We start from the raw sequence: 19,567 nt of genomic DNA on the forward strand, positions 1-19,567 counted from the left end.
GATGGGTTCCTTGGATGTCTTTGGAAGGGACGGGGGCGCTTCAGCCGGGGAAGGACACGTCCACCTGGACGGCGCCTTCCGAGTTGAAGACGAACTGGCTGTAGTCATGCGCGGAGCCCGTGGGCAGCACGACGCAGTCCTCGATATCCAGCGACATGGAGGCGTTGTTCTGGAAGGTCGCGGCCAGGTTGTTGGCGAAGTCCTGCGCCTTCTGCGTGATTTCGTCCTGCGGTGACGTGGAGGACCAGTTGAACAGCTTGTCCAACGCGTTGAAGACCCAGCCATCCAGGGTCTTGTCCACGTCCGGCGCCGGGGCCTTGCCCAGCACGATGCTCACGGACGTCACCAGCTTGCCGCCGTTTCCGGCCGCGATGGTGATGGTGCCCGTCCAGGGCTGCACGTAGGTGGCCTTTCCCAGGACGTCCTTCAGGCCCAGCCCGATGAAGTCCAGGGGATACTGGCTGGCCTCGATGTTCACCTGGAACTGGCCGTTCATCGCCACCGTGCAGCGGTCGGTCTGGGTGAGGTTGGGCTGGGTGGTGAAGACGACGGTCTCCGTGCCGCGCACGTACTGGTCGAAGCCGTTGTCCACCTGGACGAACTCGCCCCGGCCGTCGTTCTTGCTGGAGTTGTCGCGCGAGCCGACGCACTGGTACATCAGCGGCGCCAGCCGCGAGAGGGTGCCGGGGATGCCGGAGGCCCTCAGGATGGCGGGCAGCACCGTCGGCTTGAGGTAGCCCTCGCCCAGCGTGTCCTGGCTGAGGAACAGCCTCGCGCGGGCCTCCGCCGGGGTGCCGTCCGGGTTGGTGGTCGCGGCCAGCGGCGCGGTGAAGCCGAAGCGCGAGCTCCAGTTGGGCTCCTTCCGGCCCCGGCTCATCATGCACACGTTGAGCGTGCTGAAGTTCCCGTTGGTGCTGTAGCGGGTCGTGCGCTCCTTCGCGAGCGTGGGGATGATGCTCGCGGGGCTGCCCGGGGCCTGCGTCGTGTACGCCACGTCCATGTGCCCCACGCCGGCCAGCGTGGCCTGGAGCGCGCTCTGCGCGGCCTGGCTGAGTGACACGGACTGGTTGCTCGCGTTCACCACCTGGAGCGCGCGGAACAGCGACGGCTGGGCCAGGTCCAGGAAGAGGCGGTAGACGGAGTAGTTGAGCGACTGGAGGCCCTGGATGTGCTGCTTCGCCTCCGACGTGGCGGCCAGCGTGTTGGGGTCCGTCACCTGCGCCTGCGACAGGTCCAGCGACACGATGACCGTCGTCCCCGACAGGTCCTGCGTCTTCGTCGCGCCTGACTCCACGTACTGGAGGGTCGCGGTGGTGAAGGGCAGGTGCACGTCCAGGTGGGTCGTCTGGTCGTCGGGCACCGACACGGTCGGGTCGCCCATGGCCGTCACGGTGAGCTGCGCGCCTCCGCTGGCGGCTTGCGTGAAGGAGGACGGGATGAGCTGGTAGTAGCGCAGCGCGTGCAGTTGCTTGTTGATGAGGCCCACGGACAGCGCCCACACCAGGTCCCACTCATGGGGCGCGCGTGGCTTGAAGTCCACCCGGTAGGTGGTCGCGTGGTGGTCTCCGCTCGCGTCCGTCTGGGTGATGACCACCGGCGCGAGGCTGGCGTTCGTGGTGGCGGTGTAGTGCTCCTCGTGCACCGGGCCGCTGGCGAAGTCCCAGTAGAAGGAGAGGGGCACCTGCTCGTTCCCCGTCTCCAGCTTGTACGTCACCGTGCCTTCGGGGCCGGGGGAGACGGAGTTCTTCTGCTCGATCTTGAAGGTCGTGCTGGAGCCCGCCGCGATGCTGGTGGCGGGCGCGGATCCGCTGAGCGTGCCGTCCTTGTAGTCAGGCGTGCCGCGGTCATCGATGGGGCAGCCGGAGTTGTTCTGGATGGTGAGGGTCGTGGAGATCGTCACGGAAGGACCTGGCGGGAGGGGGACACCTGCCGTGAAACAAAACCTGTTTCACGGACGCACCCTCTCCAACTGCAAGGTCAGGACCAGAGCTCAACCCCGCGTGATCACATCCACGGCCCGCGCACGCGCCCCACGCTGCGTGCTGACAGGACGCGCTTGCGTCGTGTCGCGCGCTACCGCTCGTCGCCCAGCGCTGGCCGGAGTTGCCCGCTGTTGATGGCCAGGGAGAGGTCGCGCTCCATCGCTTCGACCTCCTCGCGCGGGCCGGCGCGGAGGGCCTGGTGGAAGCGCCGCTGATCATCGTCCGTGTCTGGAGGAAGGTCTTCATCAAGAGGCTCCGGGGGCGTGGCGCAAGCAGCGGGACTACGGCGCCTTCGGCTCCAGGTGCGAGCCCTTGAGCACGTCGATGGACTGACAGACGCCGTTCACGTCCCAGGTGAAATCGATGAAGGACGCGTCGCCAGCGGACTGCGCGCTGCGCACGTGCGCGGGCAGGGCCGAGTAGCAGGTCGCGGACACGTTCGCCGCGGACACGGCGTAGCACCGCACCGACTCATTGCCCGCTGCGTCCGCGGACGTGCGGCAGTAGATGCGCTGGACGGTGTCGGTGCTGATGGGGTTACGCCCGTCGCGCTGATGAGTCCCGGGCATCTTCCGGAAGCCGTCCTTCCCACCCTCGCGGGCCCGCCACTATCGTCCGGGCACATCCCCTTCGCAGGAGCGTCCGCATGGGCAGCTATCTGGACTTCTACCGCCGCTCCATCGAAGCGCCGGAGGCGTTCTGGGCGGAGCAGGCCCGGCTCATCGACTGGGAGCGGCCTTTCGATGCGGTGCTGGACGACTCCCGGCCGCCCTTCGCGCGCTGGTTCGTCGGTGGGCGCACCAACCTGTGCCACAACGCCGTGGACCGGCACCTGGCCACCCGCGCGGACCAGCTGGCGCTCGTCTTCGAGTCCACCGAGACGGACCAGCGCCGCCAGTACACCTATGCGCAGCTCCACGCGGAGGTGAACCGGACGGCGGCCATGCTGCGCTCGCTGGGCGTGAAGCGCGGGGACCGCGTCATCGTCTACATGCCCATGGTGCCGGAGGCCGTCTTCGTGCTGCTGGCCTGCACGCGCCTGGGGGCCATCCATTCGGTGGTGTTCGGCGGCTTCGCGGCGCACAGCCTGGCCACGCGCATCGACGACGCGAGGCCTGTCCTGCTGGTGACGGCGGACGCGGGCATGCGCGCGGGCCGGGTCGTCCCCTACAAGCCGCTGGTGGATGAGGCCCTCACGCTCGCGAAGCACCCTCCCGCGCGCGTGCTGGTGGTGGACCGGGGGCTCGTGCCCAACAGCCCCGTCACGCCGGAGCGCGACGTGGACTTCGCCACGCTGGGCCGCGAGCACGAGGGCGCCCAGGTTCCGGTGGAGTGGATGGAGTCCTCGGAGCCCAGCTACATCCTCTACACGTCCGGCACCACCGGGAAGCCCAAGGGCGTGCAGCGCGACACGGGCGGTTACGCGGTGGCGCTGGCCGCGTCCATGCGCCACATCTACACGGGCCAGCCCGGCGAGGTGATGTTCACCGCCTCAGACATCGGCTGGGTGGTGGGCCATTCGTACATCGTCTACGGCCCGCTGCTGAACGGCATGACGACGGTGCTCTACGAGGGCCTGCCCATCCGCCCGGATGCCGCCGTCTGGTGGCGGCTCATCGAGCAGTACAAGGTGAGCGTGATGTTCACGTCGCCCACGGCCATCCGCATCCTGAAGAAGCAGGACGCGGCGTTCTTGAAGCGCCACGACACGTCCAGCCTGCGCTACCTGTTCCTCGCGGGAGAGCCGCTGGACGCGCCCACGCACGCGTGGATTTCGGACGCGCTGCCGTCCACGCAGGTGTTGGACAACTACTGGCAGACGGAGACGGGCTGGCCCATCCTCGGGCCCGTTCCCGGGGTGGAGCCGCGCAAGCGCAAGCTGGGTTCACCGGGCGCGGCCATCTATGGCTATCGCGTGAAGCTGGTGGATGGGCTGAGCGGCGAAGAGGTGACGGCGGCGGACCAGAAGGGCGTGCTGGTGATTCAGCCGCCGCTGCCGCCGGGCTGTCTGTCCACGGTGTGGGGCGACGATGCGCGCTTCGTCTCCACGTACTTCGCGAGCTTCGACACGCCCCTCTACAACACCTTCGACTGGGCCACGCGCGACGCGGATGGGGATTACTTCATCCTGGGCCGCACCGACGACGTCATCAACGTGGCGGGCCACCGCCTGGGCACGCGTGAGATTGAAGAAGCCATCAGCGGCCATCCGGCCATCGCGGAGGTGGCGGTGGTGGGCGTGAAGGACGAGTTGAAAGGCCAGGTGGTGATGGCCTTCGCCGTGCCCAAGGACCCCGTGCGCCTGCAACGCGAGGAGGACCGGGATGCCCTCTCGCGCGAGGTGATGGACACGGTGGGCCGGACGCTGGGCGCCGTGGCCCGCCCGGCGGCGGTGTACGTGGTGGCGAACCTGCCCAAGACGCGCTCCGGCAAGCTGCTTCGCCGCAGCATCCAGGCCGTGGCGGAGGACCGCGAGCCGGGCGACCTCACCACCATCGAGGACCCGGGCGCGTTGGAAGGCATCCAGGCGGCGCTCAAGGCGCGGCCTCCGAAGGCGTAGCCTCAGCTCCGGCGCTTCGGCTCGCGCTTCGCGCCGGGGGCCGCCGGGTCCTTGGGCAGGTGTCTCAATCCCATCCACCCGAGCGCGGCGACATGGCGGGCCACGTTCTCCGTGGAGAAGGACTTGCCCTCCGCGGCCCACCAGTGGCCCACCTGCGTCACCATGCCCACCAGCGCGTTGGCGTAGATGGGCGCCACCTTGGACGGGTAGCCGGCGCGCTCGAACTCGCTGCGGAAGACGTCGCTCACGCGCTGGGCCAGGTCGTCGATGACACGCGTCAGTCCGCGCCGCGCCGCCGCCGTGGGTGAGTCGCGCGTGAGCACCGCGAAGCCCGCCGGCTCCTCCTTCACGTAGGACATGAACGCCAGCACCGCGTCCTCGAAGCGCTGCCGGGGCGTGCCCTGCGCGATGCTCGCGGACACGCGCGCCACCAGGTCCTCCAGCTCCCGGTCCACGATGGCCGCGTACAGCCCTTCCTTCGCGCCGAAGTGCTCGTAGACGATGGGCTTGGACACGCCCGCCTGCTGGGCGACCTCTTCAATCGAGGTTGCCTCGTAGCCCTTCGAGGCGAAGACCGACCGGCCGATCTCCATCAACTGGATCCGGCGTTCCGCGCCCGTGAGCCGCTGTTTCTTCTTCAAGTTGACCTCTAACCTACCCGTCGGTAACTTACCGGACCGAAACCTACCATTCCGTAGGGAAGGCGTGGAGTCGCCACCGTCATGAAATGCTTCGTTTCGAAGGGTGTCGAGTCCGTCATGGGGCGCGCGTGAGCGCGGTGGTGTTGGGAATGGAGAAGCCGAAGCTGCGCGGGGTGTTGCACCAGTGGGCGGCGGCCTTCTCGGTGGGCGCGGGCGTGGTGCTGGTGGCGATGGCGCCCACGCCTCGCACGATGCTGGCGTCGGCGCTGTACGCGCTGAGCCTGGTGGGGCTGTTCACCATCAGCGCGACGTACCACCGGGTGAACTGGTCGCCGAAGGCCCGCGCGTGGATGCGCCGGGCGGACCACGCGGCCATCTTCCTGCTCATCGCGGGGACGTACACGCCGGTCATCCTGCTGGGGCTGCCTCCCGAGGTGGGCAACCCGCTGATGGCGTGGCTCTACGCGGGGGCGCTGCTGGGCATCCTCCAGTCGATGTTCTGGGTGGGCGCGCCCAAGTGGGTGACGGCGGCGCTGGCCATCGGGGTGGGGTGGACGATGATGCCGTACTTCGGCGACGTCTTCCGCGCGGTGGGGTCTTCCGCCATCGTGCTCATCATCGCCGGGGGGTTGGCGTACACGCTGGGCGCGCTCGCGTATGCCTTCAAGCGGCCCAACCCCCTGCCCGGCGTCTTCGGCTACCACGAGGTGTTCCACGCCATGACGCTGGTGGGCGCGGGGCTGCACTTCGTGCTGGTGCTGCGCCTGGTGCGCGCGGCGGGGTAGGGCGCGCTTCCCTTCAGCGCCCCGCCACGGCGAGCCGGCGCTTCGAGGCCGCGGGCTCTGGAGCCTTCCGGCCCAGGTACGTTTCTCCCCAGGACTTGAGCGCGGCAATCACGCCTCGCAGCGTCTGGCCCTGCGGCGTGAGGCTGTATTCGACGCGCGGAGGCACCTCCGCGTACACCTGCCGGTGCACGAGCCCGCTCTCCTCCAATTCGCGCAGGTGCTGCGTCAGCATCCGCTGCGTGACGTCCGGGATGCGCTTGCGCAGTTCGCCGAAGCGCAGGGTGCCTTCGAGCAGGTGGTAGAGGATGAGCCCCTTCCACTTGCCCCCAATCACATCCAGCGTCGCGGACACCGGACAACCGGCGGAGCAGTCATAGGTCTTGTGCCGGGCCATGGTTCCCTTTTCGTGCGTATGGGCGGAAATCCTGCGTACTTGTCCGTTCCGACCTTCGGGACGATGTTGCACGCAAAGGAGCCCCCAATGCGAGCCGTCGCCCTCACGAAGTACCTCCCCAGTGATCATCCCGAAGCCTTCGCCGACGTGGAGCTGCCGGACCCCACGCCCGGTCCCGGAGACCTGCTGGTGCGCGTGCGCGCCGTGTCCGTGAACCCCGTGGACGTGAAGGTGCGCGCGCCCAAGGACAAGGTGGAGTCCTCGCCGCGCGTGCTCGGCTGGGATGCGGCCGGCGTGGTGGAGGCCGTGGGCAAGGACGTGAAGCGCTTCCGCCCTGGTGACGAGGTCTTCTACGCGGGCTCCATCGCGAAGCCCGGCACGGACTCCGAGCTGCACGTCGTGGACGCGCGCATCGTCGGCCGCAAGCCGAAGGGGCTGACGTTCGCCCAGGCGGCGGCCCTGCCGCTCACCTCCATCACCGCGTGGGAGTTGCTGTTCGAGCGCCTGGGCGTGCCTCGACAGAAGACGGGCACTCGCAAGGACGCGCTGCTCGTGGTGGGCGGCGCGGGCGGCGTGGGCTCCATGGCGATTCAAATCGCCAGCAAGCTGACGGACCTCACGGTCATCGCCACGGCGTCGCGGCCGGAGACGGTGGAGTGGTGCAAGTCCCTGGGCGCGCACCACGTGGTGGACCACCGCCAGCCCCTGGCCGAGCAGGTGAAGGCGCTGGTGCCGGGAGGCGTGCGCTACGTGATGGCGCTCACCGCGACGGAGCAGCACTTCGCGCAGCTGGTGGAGCTGATGGCGCCCTTCGGACACCTGGGCATCATCGACGACCCGCAGACTCCGCTCGACGTGAACGCGATGAAGCGCAAGAGCCTGGCGCTCCACTGGGAGCTGATGTTCACGCGCGCGCTCTACGACGCGGATCCGCTCTCCCAGCAGCGGCTGCTCGACGCGGTGGCGGACCTGGTGGAGGCGGGGACGCTGCGGACCACCATGACGCAGGACTTCGGTCCGCTCTCCGCCGCGAACCTCCGGCGCGCGCACGCGGCGGTGGAGACGGGCCGCACGCTGGGCAAGATTGTGCTCAGCGGCTTCCCCTGAGCCCTCGCGCAGGCGGTGAAGTCCGTGGCGCCCGCCGGTAGACTCACGGGCCTCGTGGGCACCGTGGAAGACATCTCTGGAAGCGCGTGGCGTGCCTGGGCGAAGCGGGCCGCCGCGTGGTCCGTGCCCGCGCTCTTCTCCGCGTTGGAGACGTACACGTTCAGCCGGGACATGGCCGGGGCGCCCGCGCTGTGGCGGGTGTTCGCGGCGCAGATGCCCGCCTGGTACGTGTGGCTGCCCCTCACGCCGTGGCTCACCCGGCTCGCCGCGCGCGAGCCTCTGAGTCCTCCGAGGCCGCGCTCCGTCCTCGTGCACCTGGCGGCGTGTCTGGGCATGGGTGCCCTGTTCGCCGCCGTGTACGCGCTGACGACGGCGCAGTTCATGCCCGGGCGTGATGCCACCTGGGCCGCGCGCTGGCTGCGTGCATGGTGGGGCTGGCTGCCGATGATGGGCATGGCCTACGCGACGGTGCTGGCGGTGGCCTCCGCCACCCGGGCCTCCCAGCGGGCGAGGGACAGCGAGCGGCAGGCCGCGGTGCTCGCGGTGCAGCTGGCCGAGTCACGGTTGCTCGCGCTCCAGACGCAATTGCAGCCGCATTTCCTCTTCAACACGCTCAACGCCATCGTGGTGCTGGTGCGCGAGAAGGAGACGGAGGAGGCCGCGCGCATGCTGGTGCTGCTGAGCGACCTGCTCCGGCAGTTGCTCCAGCAGGGAGCCACCCAGGAGGTGTCCCTGCGCGACGAGGTGGCCGTGCTGTCGCGCTATCTGGAGCTCCAGCAGCTGCGCTTCGCGGACCGGCTGCGAGTGGAGTGGGCGGTGGAGCCGGAAGCGCTGGAGGCCCGAGTGCCCCACCTGGTGCTCCAGCCGCTCGCGGAGAACGCGCTCCGCCACGGCATCGGCGTGCGCTCCGCATCCGGGGTGCTGCGCATCGGGGCACGGCGGTGCGGAGACGCGCTGGAGCTGACCGTGCGTGACGATGGTCCGGGGCTGCCCTGGGACTTCGACCTGGAAGCGGCGAGGGGCATCGGCCTTTCGAACACGCGCGCGCGGCTGTCGCAGCTCTACGGCGAAGCGGGACGGTTGGGAGTCGCCAACGCGGAAGGGCAGGGCACCGTGGCCACGGTCCTGCTGCCCTGGCGCTCCAAGCCGGGCGCCGCTGGGGTGGCGCATGGCTGAGCTGCGGGTGCTGCTGGTGGATGACGAGCCGCTGGCCCGTAAGGGATTGCGGCAGGCCCTGGCACGCCATCCAGACGCGGTGGTGTGCGGCGAGTGCCGCGACGGCCGCGAAGCGGTGGATGCCATCCGTGCCCAGCGTCCCCACCTGGTGCTGCTGGACGTGCAGATGCCGGAGCTGGATGGCTTCGGAGTGCTGCGCGAAGTGGGCGTGGAGCACATGCCCGCTGTCATCTTCATCACCGCGTTCGACACCTTCGCCGTGAAGGCCTTCGACGTGCACGCGGTGGACTATCTGGTGAAGCCCTTCGACGACACGCGCTTCGACGAGGCGCTGGCCCGGGCTCGTCAGAGGCTGCGCGCCGGCGAGGCCGCCGAGCTGGGCCGGCGACTCGCGGACCTGTTGGCGGACGCGGGCCCGGCACCAAGGCGCGCCGAGCATCCCGCGGACCGGCTGCTGGTGCGCGTGGGGCTGCGCTCCGTGCTCGTCCCCGTCGCGGACATCGAGTGGGTGGAGGCGGACGACTACTGCGTCACGTTGCACGCGGACGGCAAGGCCCACGTGCTGCGCGAGAGCCTGGCGGCGCTGGAGGCGCGGTTGGACCCGGAGCGCTTCGTGCGCATCCACCGCTCCGCCATCGTCAACGTGGCGTGCATTCAAGAAGTGCACCGGCCCTCGCCCACGGAGCAGGTGGTGGTGCTGCGAAGCGGCATGCGCCTGCGAGTAAGCCGTAGCCGCCGCGAGCACCTGGAGCGGCGGCTGGGCCGGGCCCGCTGAAGCCTCCAGACAGCCCAGGTTGTCCACCGCCCGCCGGGCGCGGTCTTCCAAAACCTGTCCGACAGTCGGACAGGTTTTCGCTGTGCGCCGCCGACGGGGAGGCCCGGCTGGGTTCTCACCTTCTCATCGGTGGCGACAGGTTTCTTGGCCGAGGGCCTCAGGGCTTGCGGACCTTGTCCACTGCGGTGGTGAGGGCGCTCCAATCCGTGGGCTTCAGGTGCATGCCAAACACCTGGGACACCGGGAGCTTCTCTCGCGCGGCCACCTCCACCGTTTCGTCCACCTGCTGCACGTTGAAGAACGAGCCGTCCGGCTGGGGCTGCACCAGGTCGGATGTGTAGAGCAGCCGGTGCTCCGGCAGCCATGCGAACAACATCCGCTCACCCGTCTCCGTGCGCACCGGGACGAGCTCCAGCCGGTTCTTCCCGGCGCCCAGCACGCGCCGCCCGTTTACGACCTGGAGCTTCGCTGCTCGCGGCTTCCTGGCGAGCGTATCCGGCACGAGCGTGCGCGGCGACGCCACCAGCCGCTCCACCAACGCGCGATTGAGATCCAGCACGTACACCGGGATGCCCCGGGCCACGTACTCGCGCAGTCCTCCGATGTGCGGCCATGCGTCGCTGGTGGACACCACGGCCTTCACCATCAGGCCCGGGAAGCGCTTCGCGGCCTCGTCCATCACTCGCGCCGAGTAGCCGGACGCGAGCGGGCCCTCCACCACCACCACGCCGTCGTCCTGCGCCACCAGCGCCACGTTCCATGCTCCCGGCAGCTGCACCACACCGGGCGCCACCTCCACGGGCGGCGCTTCCGGACGGACCACGGGGGCTTCGTCCAGCTTCCTCGCGCGGCGGGCCTCGAAGCCCTGCTTCACGTCATCCGCCACGGCGAAGTCCACGTCCGCGAGCGGCGGATCCACCGTCACCGCCGTCACCGTGACGGAATGGTGGAGCTGGCCGTTGCGCGCCCACTCCCAGTGGTGCGGGTAGCGCAGGCCTCCCGGCTCCAACGTCCACGCCTGGAAGGACAACACGGTTCGCACGTCTCCCCAGACGCTCCAGAACGGGTCCTCCGGATGCGCGTCCACCGTCTCCACGGCGGTGGGCAGTCCCGTGCGGGCGTTGAGGAACAGGCGCACGCTCGCGCGGTCCTGGTGGAAGGCGACGACGTGGTGGGGCACCTCCTGCAGCACCGTGTCCGCCTGGGCTCGCAGGTCCTTGGCGTCCAGGGCCGCGAGCAAGACGTGCTCGGGCGCGAAGGCCAGCCGCTCCTGCATGTCCTGGAGCTGTGCCGCGCCCAGGGGCCTCCACTTCCCCTGGAAGTCCGCCGCCGCGACACCTTCAGCGAGCAGCATCGTCACTCCCTTCCACTCATCCATCACCATCCCGCGGCTCTCCGACTTCTGGCGCAGGCGGCCCCGGCGCAGGTCGCGGACCTCTTCGAACTGCTCGTACATGACGAGGAAGGGCGGCGTGGGGCGCTCGGACTGCTCCAGCAGGTTCCAGTGGCCCACGCCTCGAAGACGCAGGCCCTTGAGCGCGCGGAGCCGGGCCTCGCCGCCCATGGCCTCGGCGGCGGTGCGGACGTGGGCGCGGCCCGGGTCCTCGGCGGCGGAGGCGGGCAGGGTGAGCAGCAGCGCCGTGACAGCGGACAACAGCAGGGGGCTTCGCATGGCCCCACGATGTCGCGGACGGTACCTGCCTCCAGGGGCCATGCCGCCAGTGACCTGAATGGCGCGGCGAACGGTGCTCGGGGCGCGGCGAATGGCGACCGCCCGACTGCACCGGGCAGCCAGCCTTGCTTGGGGCCCGGCTGCACGGTCGGTCGCGAGCCAGCGGGACGGTGCACATCTTCGCCCGGGGTGAACCGGCCCAAGCGAGGGATGGACCATGAAGAAGACGGTGGCGGACCAGTTCGTGGAGGTCCTCGCGCTCGCGGGGGTGAAGCGCATCTATGGCGTGGTGGGCGACAGCCTGAACGCCCTCACGGACTCGCTGCGCCGCCGGGGCGACATCGAATGGGTGCCCATGCGCAACGAGGAGGCCGCCGCCTTCGCCGCGGGCGCGGAGGCGCACCTCACCGGGCAGCTCGCCGTGTGCGCGGGGAGCTGCGGCCCCGGCAACCTGCACCTCATCAACGGCCTGTATGACTGCCACCGCAACCGGGCTCCGGTGCTGGCCATCGCCGCGCAGATTCCCACCGTGGAGCTGGGCACCGGCTACTTCCAGGAGACCCATCCGGAGTCGCTCTTCAAGGAGTGCAGCCACTACTGCGAGCTGGTCTCCGGGCCCAACCAGATGCAGCGCACCGCGGAGATCGCAGTCCGCAGCGCGGTGGGCAAGGGCGGCGTGGCCGTGGTGGTGCTCCCCGGCGACATCGCCATGCTGAAGGCCGAGGAAGCGCGCACCCCCACCCCGGAGTCGCTGCGCGCGTCGCTGTCCCAGCTGATGCCCTCATCCGCGCAGGTGGAGCAGATGGCCGCGCTGCTCAACCGCGGCGGGCGCGTGACGCTGCTGTGCGGCGCGGGCTGCGAGGGCGCGGGCGCTCAGGTGGTGGAGCTGGCGAAGCGGCTCCAGGCGCCCGTCGTCTCCGCGCTCCGAGGCAAGGAGTTCGTGGAGAAGGACAACCCCCACTTCGTGGGGCTCACGGGGCTCATCGGCTACGCGTCTGGATACTGGGCGATGATCGACTGCGACGTGCTCCTGATGCTGGGCACGGACTTCCCCTACCGGCAGTTCTACCCGGACAGCGCCGATACGCGGATCATCCAGGTGGACGTGCGCGCGGAGAACATCGGCAAGCGCACGCGGGTGGACCTGGGCGTGGTGGGCAGCGTGTCCGCCACCGTCCAGGCGCTCCTTCCCCGCATCGAAGCCAAGCGCGACACGAAGCACCTGGAGCGCGCGCTCGTGCACTACCGCAAGACGCGCGAGGAGCTGGACTCGCTGGGGCAGGGCACGGTGGGCAGGAAGCCCATCCACCCGCCGCAGGTGGCCCGCGCGTTCGACCTCCAGGCGGCGGACGACGCCATCTTCACCTGCGACGTGGGCCTGCCCACGGTCTGGGCCGCGCGCTACGCGACCATGAAGGGCGGCCGGCGGCTGGTGGGTTCCTTCAACCACGGCTCCATGGCGAGCGCCTTGGCGCAGGCCATTGGCGCGCAGAAGGCCTTCCCGGACCGGCAGGTCATCTCCTTCTCCGGTGACGGCGGCTTCACGATGCTGATGGGGGACTTCATTGGCCTGGTGCAGCTGGGGCTGCCCATCAAGGTCGTGGTGTTCAACAACAGCTCCCTGGGCTTCGTGGCCATGGAACAGCAGGTGGGCGGCATGCTCGACGTGGGCACGGCGCTCCAGAACCCGAACTTCGCCGCGCTGGCGGAGGCCGTGGGCGTCAAGGGCCTGCGCGTGGAGGACCCGGCGCAGGTGGATGAAGCCGTCCAACTGGCGCTCGCGACGCCCGGCCCCGTGCTGGTGGACGCGGTGGTCAGCAAGGCGGAGCTGGTGATGCCACCGCGCATCACCGCTGCCATGGCCGCGGGCTTCACCCTGTTCGGCATCAAGGCCCTGCTCAACGGCCGCACCAACGAGGTGCTGGAGCTGGCGCGCACCAACCTCTGGCGCTGAAACCCCTGGCATTTCCAGCGGTTGGACGGGGCCGAAGAAAAATCAGCAGGGCCGCGAATCCATTCGCCTCGTGGCCGCCTCTTATCTGGCGAATGGGGATTTTCCCCGTCGCATGAGGCCGCCTCCATGGGTTCGACCACCACTCCCGACGCGCTGTTGCTCGCGGCCCACGCCGGCGACCGCGACGCGATGGTGCACCTGCTGCAGCTCCAGCAGCCGAACCTCCGGCGCTACGCGCAGAAGCGCTGCCTCATCAGCGACGTGGACGACGCGGTCCAGGAGGCCCTGCTGGTGATGTCCCGCCAGCTGTCCGCCGTGCGCAAGCTGGCGTCGTTCTCCGGGTGGATGTTCCGAATCGTCCAGCGCGAGTGCCGCCGGCTGGCCCGCACGGTGCTGAGGAACGACCCCTACGAGGAAGCGCTCGTGGACCAGTGGATGTCCGCGCACACGCCGGACTCGCTGCGGCTGGACATGGCGTCCGCGCTGGAGTCGCTGCCGCCGCAGTACCTGGAGGTCGTCGTGCTGCGCGACTTCGAAGCGCTCTCCATCCGCGAGATGGCCGAGCGCCTGTCGTTGGAGCCGGCGGCGGTGAAGAGCCGCCTGCACCGCGCCCGCGTGATGATCCGCGAATACCTGCTGGCCTGAAGCTCAATCCCTCTCATCTGGAGTCCTGTCATGGCGAACCCCCTGTCCATCCTGGGCATCATCCACACGCTCGTGAGCGTGCCTCCCATCGTCTTCGGCGTCTGGGCCTTCGTGCGCGACGGTCGCATCGACCCGGGGACGCGCGTCGGCAAGGCGTACGTCGCCAGCATGGTGACGTCGGTGGTGACGTCGTTCGGCCTGTCCAGCACGGGCGGCTTCAACCCGGGCCACGCGCTGGGGCTCGTGGCGCTGCTGCTCATGGCGGTGGGCGCGGCGGCGCCAGGCCTGGGCGTGTTCGGCCGCGCCACGGAGTACGTGCGGACCCTCACGTACTCCGCCAGCTTCATGGTGCTGCTGGTGCCGGGCATCAACGAGACGCTGACCCGGCTGCCCGCCGGCAAGCCCCTGGCCGACAGCCCGCAGTCCCCCCTGGTGCAGGCCGCCCTGGCGACGCTGCTGGGCCTGTTCCTCTGCGGCGCCACGTACCAGGTGCTGCGGCTGCGCGCTCGGACGTACGGCCATGTAGGCGGAGTGCCGAACCGCTGAAAAACGCGGGGAGTGTCGATTCGTGTGGGCCCGATTCGACGTGGAGTAGAAGGCCCGCGATTTCCACCTGAACGGAGCACGTCATGGACGCCACCCTTTCCTCCTCCACCCCCGGGGTGGACGCCACCCCGAAGAAGAAGTCGTTCGCCCGCTTCCTGCCGACGGCGGCCCGCGTGTTCATGGGGCTGGTGTTCTTCGTCTTCGGCCTGAACGGGTTCCTGGAGTTCATTCCCATGCCCAAGGACCTGAACCCGGCGGATCCGGCGGTGGCCTTTGGCATCGCGATGAAGGCGACGGGCTTCCTGTTCGCGCTGGTGAAGGGCACGGAGACGGTGGTGGGCCTGCTGCTGCTGGCCAACCGCTTCGTCCCGCTGGCGCTGGCGCTCATCGCCCCGGTCATCGTGAACATCTTCCTGACGCACGCCTTCCTCGCGCCGTCGGGCCTGGGCCTGGCCGTGATGCTCCTGGCGGCCGAAATCTTCCTGGCCTGGTCCTACCGGGCGGCGTACCGCCCGATGCTCGCCATGAAGGTCAACCCAGGCTCTTGAGGTCGATGACGAAGCGGTACTTCACGTCGCCCTTCTCCAGCCGCGTGAACGCTTCGTTGATGCCTTGAATGGGAATCAGCTCGATGTCGGAGACGATGCCGTGCTCGCCGCAGAAGTCGAGCATGGCCTGCGTCTCCGGCAGGCCGCCGGTGCCGGAGCCGGAGAAGCTCGCGCGCCGGGAGAGGAGCGAGAGGGGGGCCACCTCCAGCGGCCGGGCCGGGAAGCCCACCAGCACCAGGTGCCCGTCGCGCCGCAGCAGCTCCAGGTAGGCGTTGACGTCGTGGGCCGCGGAGACGGTGTCGAGGATGAAGTCGAGGCTGTTCGCCTTCGCCGCCATCTCCTCCGGCCTCGATGACACGACCACCTCGTGGGCGCCCATCCGCAGCGCGTCCTGCTTCTTGCGGTCCGTGTGGCTGAAGACGGTCACGTGCGCGCCCAGCGCGAGCGAGGTCACGGGCCGCGTGCGGCTGTCCGTGCCCACCATCTCCCTGTCCACGGTGGTGACGCCCATCCTGCTGCGCTTCGCCCAGCGCCATCCCCAGGTGGAGGTGGAGCTGCGCATCGAGGACCGCTTCGTGGACATCGTCGCGGAGGGCCTGGACGCGGGCATCCGCCCGTTCGAGGCCGTCGAGCGGGACATGGTGCAGGTGCGTCTGTCCAAGCGGTTCCGCTACGTGGTGGTGGGCTCGCCCGCGTACCTCAAGCGCAAGGGCACGCCCCAGCGTCCGGAGGACCTGCTGGAACACGACTGCGTGAACATCCTCCTGCCGACCACCGGCGCGAAGTACGCGTGGGAGTTGGAGCGCGGCAAGAAGAGCTGGCGCATCCCCGTGCGCGGCCCCGTGCTCGCCACCAACGAGGAGGTGCTGGTGGCGATGGCGGAGGCGGGCCTGGCGCTCATGTATGCCTTTGAGCCCACCATCGTGCCGCGCTTGAAGCGCGGCACCCTGAAGCTGGTCCTGGAACCCTACGCGGCGTGGATGGAAGGCCTGTTCCTCTACTTCCCCAGCCGCGCCCAGGTGTCCCCCGCGTTCCGCGCCTTCCTGGACGTGGCCCGCGAGGTGACGGCCGAACGGCCCTGAAAGGGTCAGTCGCGCGGCGGGCCGCGGCGGCGGTCCACCACGCCCGTGGTGACGGGCAGGTCCGCGGACGCCGCGCTCCGGGCCCGCAGGCTCAGGGTGGCGGCGCTCTCCGTGGGCAGCCCCGCCCAGCTCCGCAGCCGCTCCAGCGCCACGGCCTGCTCCGCCTCCGGCAGGCCCGTGATGCGGGAGCCGTGGTTGCCGCCCGGCTGGTAGAACCGGTAGGAGTCATTGCGCGCGCTCACGCTGAACGCGCCCGTGGACCAGGGGTCGTTCTCTCCGTAGACGAGCAGGATGCGCTCGCCGAACGCCTTCACCCAGCCCTCTACGATGGGCATCACGAAGGGGTTGAAGGGGTACGGCCGCATGTCGAAGGGCACGAGCGCCCGCGGGTCGTAGCCCCGGGGATAGCGCAGGACGCCGCGCAGGTGGGCCTCGTCGGACGCGTAGCTGCCCAGCTGCGTGGCGGCCTGGAAGTCGTAGGGCGCGTAGTAGTCCAGGTCCCCGTCGCTCATGTACGAGAGGCCGACCACATCATCCAGGAAGTCCACCAGCCCCTGCGCGGAGCCTCCCGGCGGGGGAATCTCGTCACACAGCGACGCGTCGCCGTACTGCCAGAAGGCGAAGGCGAACTCGAGGGCGCTGAACTCCAGCGCCTTGTCCACGCCCAGGAAGTCGTAGGTGCTGCCGTAGTACGCCGCGGCCGTCGCCTGGAAGAGCGGCTCCGTCTCCGTGCGCCGCTCCAGCACTTCACGCTGGAAGCCGCGGATGCTCTCGCGGCACGCGGGCGTGCCCAGCTTGCTCAGGAACTTCACGTAGCGCGGGTCCTGCGTGCCGTAGCTGTTGGGCGCCACGTAGGCCACCGTGGCATCCACGTCTCGCGGGAAGAACGCCCGGTGATAGAGCGACGTCATGCCGCCCTTGCTGCCGCCGGTGCTGATCCACTTGCCCGGGAAGAGCGGCTTGAACGCCTGGACGATGCGGTGGTGGTCCGCCGCCGCCTGCTCGATGCTGAGCAGCCGCCAGTTCGCGGGCTGCGGAATGGAGGGCCCGAAGAAGCGGTGCTCCACCTGCAGCTGGTTGCCCTGCAGCAGGAAGGCGGGCTCCGTCTGGCCGGGGGACGTGCTGATGCCGTAGCCCGTGCTGGCCAGCACCATGGGCGCCTCCGCGTTCCGGAAGACCAGCGTCATCCGCTGCTGGAAGCGCGTGCCATTGGGGTGCAGGTGGTCCGCCGGCTGGTCATAGGCCAGCACGAAGATGCGCGCGCCCGACGGGCTGGGCGGCCGCTCCTGCAACACCGTGAGGCCGGGAACCGCCTGCAATTGCGCCAGGATGTCCGGCGCCGCGTCCTGTGTCAGGGATTGCGCCTGGACCTCGGGCGCGCTCGGGGCGATGGACTCGGGGGGAAGCTCGCTGCCGCCGCAGGCCTGGAGCCCCAGTGCCAGCGCGCACGCCAGCACCGCGGGACGACTGAAGAAACGTGACATGGGTAAAGCCCTCCTTGGGCGAAAGACAGAACGAACATGCCGGTCCTGTATTTCCAGAAGAAGGACGTCCCGGGTGCTCCCGGCAATTACTTGCGCCGTGGAGGTGAATCGCGCAGCAAAGGCTGACCCTGGCGCAGGTGTCTGGCCAGCGCGGCGTAGGAGCCCTGCTGGTATCTGGCCCACGCCTCGGGGTGCAGCAACTGCTCCAGCGCCCCCGCGATGACCTGGGAGTGTCCTTGGAGGTGCGTGTCCGCGTGGACCTGGTCCACGGCGTCCGCGCGGTCGTCGGCCACCACCGCGCGAGCCGTCAGCGTGTCCGCGTAGGTGGAGTAGTCGTTGTAGTAGGTCCAGGCCGCGCCGCGCAGCGTGAGGCCGCCCAGCGCGACCAGCTCGCCGTGGAAGAGGAGGTTGTCCGCCTGGATGGCTCCGCCCGCGAAGAGCAGGGCGTAGTCGAACCCCTCGTGGATGATGTTGCCCTCCACCACCAGGTCCCCCGCGACCAGCAGGCGGGACTGGTCCTCCAGGAGGAGGTGGCCCTTCACGTGGACGCGGCCCTCTTCGAAGACGAGGTCCGTTCCCTCCGTCAGCGTCAGGTCTCCATCCACCTGCTTCGTCGCGGCGGAGGCTGGGAGTCCGGCCTTGAGTTGGGCCCGCTTCCCGGCCGTCCCGCAGGGCTCGTGGAGCGAGGCGTGTTCCATCAACTTCTGGAGCAGTGACATGGTGGGACCCTGTTCGGTGGAAGGTCCCGGCTCTAAGTTCTTGAGCCATGAACGTCTACGAGATTCGCGGTGCCTTCGGTCTGGACAACCTGGTGCGCGCGGAGCGGCCGGACCCCGTGCCTGGCCCCTTCCAGGTGCGCGTGCGCGTGAAGGCCACGAGCCTCAACTCGCGCGACCTGATGATGGTGGAGGGCCGCTACAACCCGCGCCAGAAGCTGCCGCTGGTGCCCAACTCGGACGGCGCGGGCGTGGTGGACGCGGTGGGGCCGGGCGTCACCCGCGTGAAGCCAGGCGACCGGGTGATGACGCTGTTCGCGCAGGGCTGGCAGGCCGGTGAGCCGACGAAGGCCATCACCGCCACCACGCTGGGCGGGCCGCTGGATGGCGCGCTCGCGGACACGATGCTCCTGCACGAGGACGGCGTGGTGCCCACGCCCGCGTACCTCACCGACGAGGAGGCCGCCACGCTGCCGTGCGCGGCGGTGACGGCGTGGAGCGCGCTCGTCACGCAAGGCGCGCTCAAGGCCGGGGACACGGTGCTGGTCCAGGGCACGGGCGGCGTGTCCATCTTCGCGCTGCAGATTGCCCGGCTGTTCGGCGCGCACGTCATCGCCACGTCCAGCCGCGACGACAAGCTGGAGCGGGCCCTGAAGCTGGGCGCGCAGGAGGGCATCAACTACGTCACCACCCCGGACTGGGAGAAGGCGGCGCGCACGCTCACCGGAGGCGTGGGCGTGGACCACGTGGTGGAGGTGGGCGGCTCGGGGACGTTCGAGAAGTCACTCAAGGCGCTGCGCGTGGGCGGCACCGTGTCCGTCATCGGCGTGCTGTCCGGTGGGGCGGGCTCCGTGTCCCTGGTCCCCATCCTGATGCAGAACCTGCGCGTGCAGGGCGTGTTCGTGGGCCACCGTCAGTCCTTCGAGGCGCTGACGCGCGCGTTCACGCTCCATGACGTCCACCCGGTGGTGGACCGCGTGTTCCCCTTCGCGGAAGCGCGCGCCGCCTTCGAGCACATGAAGCAGGGCGCGCACTTCGGGAAGATTGTCATCAAGGTGAGCTGACCCACGCGAAGTGGAAGTGGGCCTCCACCGTGGGCGTGGTGGTGCCCTTGGGCATGGGCGGGAAGGGCGCCGCCTTCTTCACCGCGGCGAGCGCGGCGGCGTCCCAGGCCTTGGCGCCGGACTCGGTGAGGATGGCGGTGGAGACCAGCTTGCCGTCCTTGTCGAGCACGGCCTGGACGATGGTCTTCTTGCCCAGGGCCGGCGTGCCCTTGGGGCCCGGCTGCTTCCAGGCCTTCGCCACCCGCTGGAAGGCCTGCTGCTGGTAGGTGGGGCTGTCCACCGAGCCCTGGAAGTAGGTCTGCAGCTGGGGACTGCCGCTCGCGGCCAGGGCCCCGGAAGCGAGGGCCAGCGCGAGCACCACCACGGCGGTTTTCGGGATGCGGAGCATGGGCCGAATATAGGGCCCGCTCAGCTCCTCGGCTGGGGGCCTCGGGGG

General features: G+C 69.8%; 19 protein-coding genes and 1 pseudogene. 11 read left to right on the forward strand and 9 right to left on the reverse strand.

Annotated features, from left to right (window positions below):
• Positions 1-40: 40 nt before the first annotated feature.
• Positions 41-1,900, reverse strand: coding sequence for a hypothetical protein (locus D7V77_RS12165; RefSeq protein ID WP_120576439.1), 1,860 nt, complete (start codon positions 1,898-1,900; stop codon positions 41-43).
• A gap of 363 nt (positions 1,901-2,263) precedes the next feature.
• The gene (locus D7V77_RS12170) at positions 2,264-2,551 is read right to left on the reverse strand and encodes a hypothetical protein (RefSeq protein ID WP_120576440.1); all 288 of its coding nucleotides are present in this window, start codon (positions 2,549-2,551) and stop codon (positions 2,264-2,266) included.
• A 77-nt stretch (positions 2,552-2,628) separates the two neighbouring features.
• On the opposite strand from D7V77_RS12170, the gene D7V77_RS12175 reads away from it, so the two are divergent.
• A complete protein-coding gene (locus D7V77_RS12175) occupies positions 2,629-4,542 on the forward strand; it encodes a propionate--CoA ligase (protein ID WP_120576441.1) in 1,914 nt (637 codons plus the stop codon).
• Positions 4,543-4,544: 2 nt separating this feature from the next.
• Here D7V77_RS12175 and D7V77_RS12180 read toward each other — a convergent pair whose 3' ends face one another.
• Positions 4,545-5,183, reverse strand: a complete 639-nt coding sequence (locus D7V77_RS12180; protein ID WP_169819916.1) for a TetR/AcrR family transcriptional regulator — start codon at positions 5,181-5,183, stop codon at positions 4,545-4,547.
• Positions 5,184-5,332: 149 nt separating this feature from the next.
• Here D7V77_RS12180 and D7V77_RS12185 point away from each other — a divergent pair, with 149 nt between their 5' ends.
• Complete coding sequence (locus tag D7V77_RS12185; RefSeq protein ID WP_120576459.1) at positions 5,333-5,968, forward strand: hemolysin III family protein; 636 nt, start codon at positions 5,333-5,335, stop codon at positions 5,966-5,968.
• Positions 5,969-5,981: 13 nt separating this feature from the next.
• Here the strand turns inward: D7V77_RS12185 and D7V77_RS12190 are convergent, their stop codons facing one another.
• The gene (locus tag D7V77_RS12190) at positions 5,982-6,362 is read right to left on the reverse strand and encodes a helix-turn-helix domain-containing protein (RefSeq protein ID WP_120576442.1); all 381 of its coding nucleotides are present in this window, start codon (positions 6,360-6,362) and stop codon (positions 5,982-5,984) included.
• 87 nt (positions 6,363-6,449) lie between these two features.
• On the opposite strand from D7V77_RS12190, the gene D7V77_RS12195 reads away from it, so the two are divergent.
• Genes D7V77_RS12195 through D7V77_RS12205 form a run of 3 tightly spaced genes read left to right on the forward strand, consistent with a single transcriptional unit; the run spans position 6,450 to position 9,420 of the window.
• Entirely contained in the window at positions 6,450-7,469 is a 1,020-nt protein-coding gene (locus D7V77_RS12195) for a zinc-binding alcohol dehydrogenase family protein (protein ID WP_120576443.1), read from the forward strand.
• Positions 7,470-7,493: 24 nt separating this feature from the next.
• Positions 7,494-8,645 (forward strand): sensor histidine kinase, encoded by a 1,152-nt coding sequence (locus D7V77_RS12200; protein ID WP_147452052.1) that lies wholly within the window; start codon positions 7,494-7,496, stop codon positions 8,643-8,645.
• Entirely contained in the window at positions 8,638-9,420 is a 783-nt protein-coding gene (locus tag D7V77_RS12205; RefSeq protein ID WP_120576445.1) for a LytTR family DNA-binding domain-containing protein, read from the forward strand. The genes D7V77_RS12200 and D7V77_RS12205 overlap by 8 nt, the downstream gene beginning before the upstream one ends.
• Before the next feature lie 157 nt (positions 9,421-9,577).
• Here the strand turns inward: D7V77_RS12205 and D7V77_RS12210 are convergent, their stop codons facing one another.
• Complete coding sequence (locus D7V77_RS12210; protein WP_120576446.1) at positions 9,578-11,092, reverse strand: hypothetical protein; 1,515 nt, start codon at positions 11,090-11,092, stop codon at positions 9,578-9,580.
• Between the two features lie 217 nt (positions 11,093-11,309).
• Between D7V77_RS12210 and poxB the strand changes: the two genes are divergently transcribed.
• The 4 genes from poxB to D7V77_RS12230 all read left to right on the forward strand — a co-directional run bounded on the left by poxB (position 11,310) and on the right by D7V77_RS12230 (position 14,785).
• Positions 11,310-13,046, forward strand: a complete 1,737-nt coding sequence (poxB, locus tag D7V77_RS12215; protein ID WP_120576447.1) for a ubiquinone-dependent pyruvate dehydrogenase — start codon at positions 11,310-11,312, stop codon at positions 13,044-13,046.
• A gap of 126 nt (positions 13,047-13,172) precedes the next feature.
• On the forward strand, positions 13,173-13,691 hold the full coding sequence (locus D7V77_RS12220; protein ID WP_120576448.1) for an RNA polymerase sigma factor: 519 nt from the start codon (positions 13,173-13,175) through the stop codon (positions 13,689-13,691).
• Between the two features lie 30 nt (positions 13,692-13,721).
• Entirely contained in the window at positions 13,722-14,237 is a 516-nt protein-coding gene (locus D7V77_RS12225) for a hypothetical protein (RefSeq protein ID WP_120576449.1), read from the forward strand.
• Between the two features lie 83 nt (positions 14,238-14,320).
• Positions 14,321-14,785 (forward strand): DoxX family membrane protein, encoded by a 465-nt coding sequence (locus D7V77_RS12230; RefSeq protein WP_120576450.1) that lies wholly within the window; start codon positions 14,321-14,323, stop codon positions 14,783-14,785.
• On the opposite strand, the gene D7V77_RS12235 is transcribed toward D7V77_RS12230, so the two are convergent.
• Positions 14,769-15,347 (reverse strand): zinc-binding dehydrogenase, encoded by a 579-nt coding sequence (locus D7V77_RS12235; RefSeq protein WP_368666188.1) that lies wholly within the window; start codon positions 15,345-15,347, stop codon positions 14,769-14,771. The two genes, D7V77_RS12230 and D7V77_RS12235, sit on opposite strands and share 17 nt — an antisense overlap.
• Between D7V77_RS12235 and D7V77_RS12240 the strand changes: the two are divergent.
• Positions 15,232-15,867: pseudogene (locus D7V77_RS12240) on the forward strand (LysR substrate-binding domain-containing protein); the annotation flags it as partial. The gene D7V77_RS12235 and the pseudogene D7V77_RS12240 sit on opposite strands and share 116 nt — an antisense overlap.
• Positions 15,868-15,872: 5 nt before the next feature.
• On the opposite strand, the gene D7V77_RS12245 reads toward D7V77_RS12240, so the two are convergent.
• Together D7V77_RS12245 and D7V77_RS12250 are read right to left on the reverse strand one after the other, a co-directional pair.
• On the reverse strand, positions 15,873-17,351 hold the full coding sequence (locus D7V77_RS12245) for a S28 family serine protease (RefSeq protein WP_120576451.1): 1,479 nt from the start codon (positions 17,349-17,351) through the stop codon (positions 15,873-15,875).
• A gap of 86 nt (positions 17,352-17,437) precedes the next feature.
• Complete coding sequence (locus D7V77_RS12250) at positions 17,438-18,070, reverse strand: hypothetical protein (RefSeq protein WP_120576452.1); 633 nt, start codon at positions 18,068-18,070, stop codon at positions 17,438-17,440.
• A 47-nt stretch (positions 18,071-18,117) separates the two neighbouring features.
• Between D7V77_RS12250 and D7V77_RS12255 the strand changes: the two genes are divergently transcribed.
• A complete protein-coding gene (locus D7V77_RS12255) occupies positions 18,118-19,131 on the forward strand; it encodes an NAD(P)-dependent alcohol dehydrogenase (protein ID WP_120576453.1) in 1,014 nt (337 codons plus the stop codon).
• Here D7V77_RS12255 and D7V77_RS12260 read toward each other — a convergent pair.
• Positions 19,118-19,567, reverse strand: a 450-nt coding sequence (locus D7V77_RS12260; RefSeq protein WP_368666189.1) for a TonB family protein, incomplete at its 5' end; no start/stop codon positions are given. The two genes, D7V77_RS12255 and D7V77_RS12260, sit on opposite strands and share 14 nt — an antisense overlap.

It is taken from the genome of Corallococcus sp. CA041A (genome assembly GCF_003612075.1).
GTDB classification, from domain to species: Bacteria; Myxococcota; Myxococcia; order Myxococcales; family Myxococcaceae; genus Corallococcus; species Corallococcus exiguus.